We start from the raw sequence: 3,942 nt of genomic DNA on the forward strand, positions 1-3,942 counted from the left end.
GGGCGCGCGCCGGGCAGCAGCCGACCGGGCAGACGTCGTGGCTGGGACCGAGGGCGCCGAGCGCGCACCGCTCCGGCGGCGCGGCGCCGGGCGCCGGGCCCACCGCGAACCGCTCGGTGGCGGCCCGCTCCACGACCAGTTCCCGCACCGCGGCGGCGAACCTCGGGTCGGCGCCGACGGTGGCCGCCCTGGAGACCGGAAGGCCCAGCTCGGCCGCCTTGGCCGCAGCCTCCGTGTCCAGGTCGTACACCACCTCCATGTGGTCCGACACGAAGCCGATGGGGACCATCACGGCGGCGGAGACGCCGGCGCCGTGCAGCTCCTCCAGGTGGTCGCAGATGTCCGGTTCGAGCCAGGGGATGTGCGGGGCGCCGCTGCGCGACTGGTAGACCAGCCGCCACGGGTACTCCACGCCCGTCCGCTCGCGCACCATGTCCACGATCACCCGGGCCACGTCCCGGTGCTGGGCCACGTACGCACCGCCCTGGGCGCCCTCGGTGTGCGCCGGCGGCGGGCCCGCGGTGTCGGCCGCTGCCGTGGGGATGGAGTGCGTGGTGAAGGCCAGGTGGGCGCCGGCCCTGGCGTCCGCGGGCAGCTCGGCCAGCGCCGTCAGCGTCGCGTCCACCATCGGCTCGATGAACCCGGGGTGGTTGAAGTAGTGCCTGAGCTTGTCGATCCGCAGCGCCGGCAGGCCCTCGGCGGCGAGCGTGGCCAGCGCGTCGGCGAGGTTCTCGCGGTACTGCCGACAGCCCGAGTACGAGGCGTACGCGCTGGTGGCCAGCGTCAGGACGCGGCGGTGGCCGTCGCGGGCCAGCTCGCGCAGGGTGTCGGTGAGGTAGGGGGCCCAGTTGCGGTTGCCCCAGTAGATCGGCAGGTCGAGGTCGTGCTGGGCGAAGTCCTCGCGCAGCGCCGCCAGCAGGGCGCGGTTCTGCTCGTTGATCGGGCTGACGCCGCCGAACAGGAAGTAGTGCTGGCCGACCTCTTTGAGCCGTTCTCGGGGGATGCCCCGGCCACGCGTCACGTTCTCCAGGAAGGGAACCACGTCGTCCGGTCCCTCGGGGCCGCCGAAGGACAGCAGCAGCAGGGCGTCGTACGGCGCGGTGGCGGCGGGCGGAACGGGGGGTGCAGAGGGGGGCTCGGCTGACATGTGACGATCCTGCCACCCGCCTCTGACCGCCGGGAAATACCCCTGCGACGCGCCGCGCCGAGCCGTAAGCTGTATCGGCCCAGGACATCCCTTACCGGCGGAGCGCTCCCCGTGCCCAACCCCTATCGCGAGATCTTCGCCGCACCCGGCACCGCGGGCTTCTCCGCCGCGGGGTTCCTCGGTCGCATGCCGCTCGCGATGCTGGGCATCGGCGTGGTGACGATGATCTCCGAGATCACCGGGAGGTACGGGCTGGCGGGGGCGCTCGCCGCCACCCTGGCGCTGTCCGGCGCGGCGCTCGGACCCCAGGTGTCCCGGCTGGTGGACCTGCACGGCCAGCGGCGGGTGCTGCGGCCCGCGGTGCTCGTCTCGCTGACCGCCATCACCGGCCTGCTGGTGAGCGCGGAGCGCGGCTGGCCGGACTGGGTGCTCTTCCTGTGCGCCGCCGGCGGCGGCTGCGTGCCCGCGCTCGGCTCCATGATCAGGTCGCGCTGGGCCAACATCTACCGCGAGGAGCCGCGGCAACTGCACACCGCGTACTCCTTCGAGTCGGTCGTGGACGAACTCTGCTTCATCCTCGGCCCGATCATCTCCATCAGCCTGTCCACCGTCTGGTTCCCCGAGGCCGGGCCGCTGATCGCCGCGTGCTTCCTGGCCAGCGGCGTGTTCTGGCTCACCGCGCAGCGGGCCACCGAGCCGGTGCCGCAGCCGCGCGAGGCCGGGCACGGCAAGGGGTCGGCGATGCGCTCCCCCGCGCTGCGCATCCTGGTGGGCACCGGCGTGTTCATGGGTGCGATCTTCAGCTCGGTGGACGTGGTCACGGTCGCCTTCGCCGAGGAGCAGGGCCACAAGTCGGCGGCGAGCCTGGTCCTCGCGACCTATGCGGCGGGGTCCTGCGTGGCCGGCGCCGTGTTCGGGCTGCTGCACGTCACGGGCCCGCCCGCGCGACGCTGGCTGTGGGGCGTGTGCGCAATGGCCGCGACCACCCTCCCGCTGCCGCTGGTCGGGAACCTCGGTCTGATGGCCGCGGCCCTGTTCGTCTCGGGCCTTGCCATCGCACCGACCGGCGTGACCATCATGTCCCTCGTCCAGCAGCACGTACCGCGCGCCAAGCTGACCGAGGGCATGACCTGGGCCAGCACCGGAATCGCGACGGGCATCGCGCTCGGCGCGCTCGCCTCGGGATGGGTGGTCGACGCCGCGGGGGCCGAGACGGCGTACGTGGTGCCGGGGATCTCGGGGACGGCTGCGATGGTTCTCGCGTTCTTGGGTTACCGCCGGGTGATACCGGCAGAGCCGACGGGGTCCACGCCGTTGGCACAGGGAGGAACTGATGCGGATGGCCAAGGTGGCGACGCGTGGCGGGACGGCCACGGGGAAGACGGCCGGCAGTCACAGCCCGTGGCGTAACTGGGCGGGCAACGTCACGGCCACGCCGGACCGGGTCTGCGCGCCGGCGAGCACGGCCGAGGTCGTCGAGGCCGTGCGGGCCGCGGTCGACGCCGGGCTGACCGTCAAGGCGGTCGGCACGGGGCACTCGTTCACCCCGGCCGCCGCCACGGACGGGCTGCTCGTCCGCCCGGCGCGGCTGGCCGGCGTGCACGCCCTGGACCCGGTGGCGCGCACCGTCACGGTCGGCGCCGGCACCTCGCTGCGGCAGTTGAACGCGACGCTGGCTGCGCACGGCATGTCGCTGAGCAACATGGGCGACATCATGGAGCAGACGGCCGCCGGGGCGATCAGCACCGGCACCCACGGCACCGGCAGGTCCTGCGCCTCGCTCTCCGCCCAGCTCACCGCGGTCGAGTTGGTGACGGCCGACGGTTCGGTGCTGCACTGCTCGGCCACCGAGCACCCGGAGGTCTTCGCCGCGGCCCGGGTCGGTCTCGGCGCGCTCGGCGTCGTCACCGCCCTCACCTTCGCCATCGAGCCGCAGTTCCTGCTGACGGCCCGCGAAGAACCGATGCCGTTCGACCGGATCACCGAGGAGTTCGAGCATTGGGTGACCGAGAACGAACACTTTGAGTTCTTCTGGTTCCCGCACACCGGCAACTGCCTCACCAAGCGGAACAACCGCAGCCCCGGACCGCTGGACCCGCCCGGCCGGATCAGCGGCTGGGTGGAGGACGAACTCCTCTCCAACGGCCTCTTCCAGGCGGCGTGCAGCATCGGCCGCGCCGTCCCGGCCACCATCCCCGGCATCGCCCAGGTCTCCAGCCGCGTCCTGTCCTCGCGCACCTACACCGACATCCCGTACAAGGTGTTCACCAGCCCGCGCCGGGTGCGGTTCGTGGAGTGCGAGTACGCGCTGCCGCGGGCCACGGCCATGGCGGCGCTGCGGGAGCTGCGGGCGATGATCGAGCGCTCCGGGCTGCGGGTGAGCTTCCCCGTCGAGGTGCGCACCGCGCCCGCCGACGACATCCCGCTGTCCACCGCGTCCGGCCGCGACACGGCGTACCTGGCGGTGCACCTGTACCGCGGCACGCCGTACGAGGCGTACTTCGCCGCCGTGGAGCGCATCATGACCGCGCACGGCGGGCGCCCGCACTGGGGCAAGGTGCACGGCCGGGACGCGGCGTACCTGGCGGGTGTGTATCCGCGGTTCGGCGAGTTCACCGCCGTCCGCGACCGGCTCGACCCGCACCGCACCTTCGGCAACGCGTATCTGCGCCGGGTGCTCGGCGACTGAGCGCTGCGGTGGTACGACGCGCCGGGCGCGGGCCGGCGCCGTCAGCGGGGGGGGGGGGGGGGGGGGGGGGGGGGGGGGGGGGGGGGGGGGGGGGGGGGGGGGGGGG

General features: G+C 73.7%; 3 protein-coding genes. 2 read left to right on the top strand and 1 reads right to left on the bottom strand.

The window, feature by feature from the left end; all coding sequences use genetic code 11:
* On the bottom strand, positions 1-1,147 hold a 1,147-nt coding region (locus AAHZ94_RS29990; RefSeq protein ID WP_349996865.1), incomplete at its 3' end, for a ferrochelatase.
* Positions 1,148-1,258: 111 nt separating this feature from the next.
* On the opposite strand from AAHZ94_RS29990, the gene AAHZ94_RS29995 reads away from it, so the two are divergent.
* Positions 1,259-2,557, top strand: a complete 1,299-nt coding sequence (locus tag AAHZ94_RS29995) for an MFS transporter (protein ID WP_349996867.1) — start codon at positions 1,259-1,261, stop codon at positions 2,555-2,557.
* The gene (locus AAHZ94_RS30000; protein ID WP_349996868.1) at positions 2,487-3,836 is read left to right on the top strand and encodes a D-arabinono-1,4-lactone oxidase; all 1,350 of its coding nucleotides are present in this window, start codon (positions 2,487-2,489) and stop codon (positions 3,834-3,836) included. Before AAHZ94_RS29995 ends, AAHZ94_RS30000 begins: the two co-directional genes overlap by 71 nt.
* Positions 3,837-3,942 lie beyond the last annotated feature (106 nt).

It is taken from the genome of Streptomyces sp. HSW2009, from assembly GCF_040240285.1.
Taxonomy (GTDB): Bacteria; Actinomycetota; Actinomycetes; order Streptomycetales; family Streptomycetaceae; genus Streptomyces.

What these genes read in the sequence shown, in the direction of transcription:
- AAHZ94_RS30000 (WP_349996868.1), top strand. Translation starts at nt 2,487, where the DNA reads ATGGCCAAGGTGGCGACGCGTGGCGGGACGGCCACGGGGAAGACGGCC.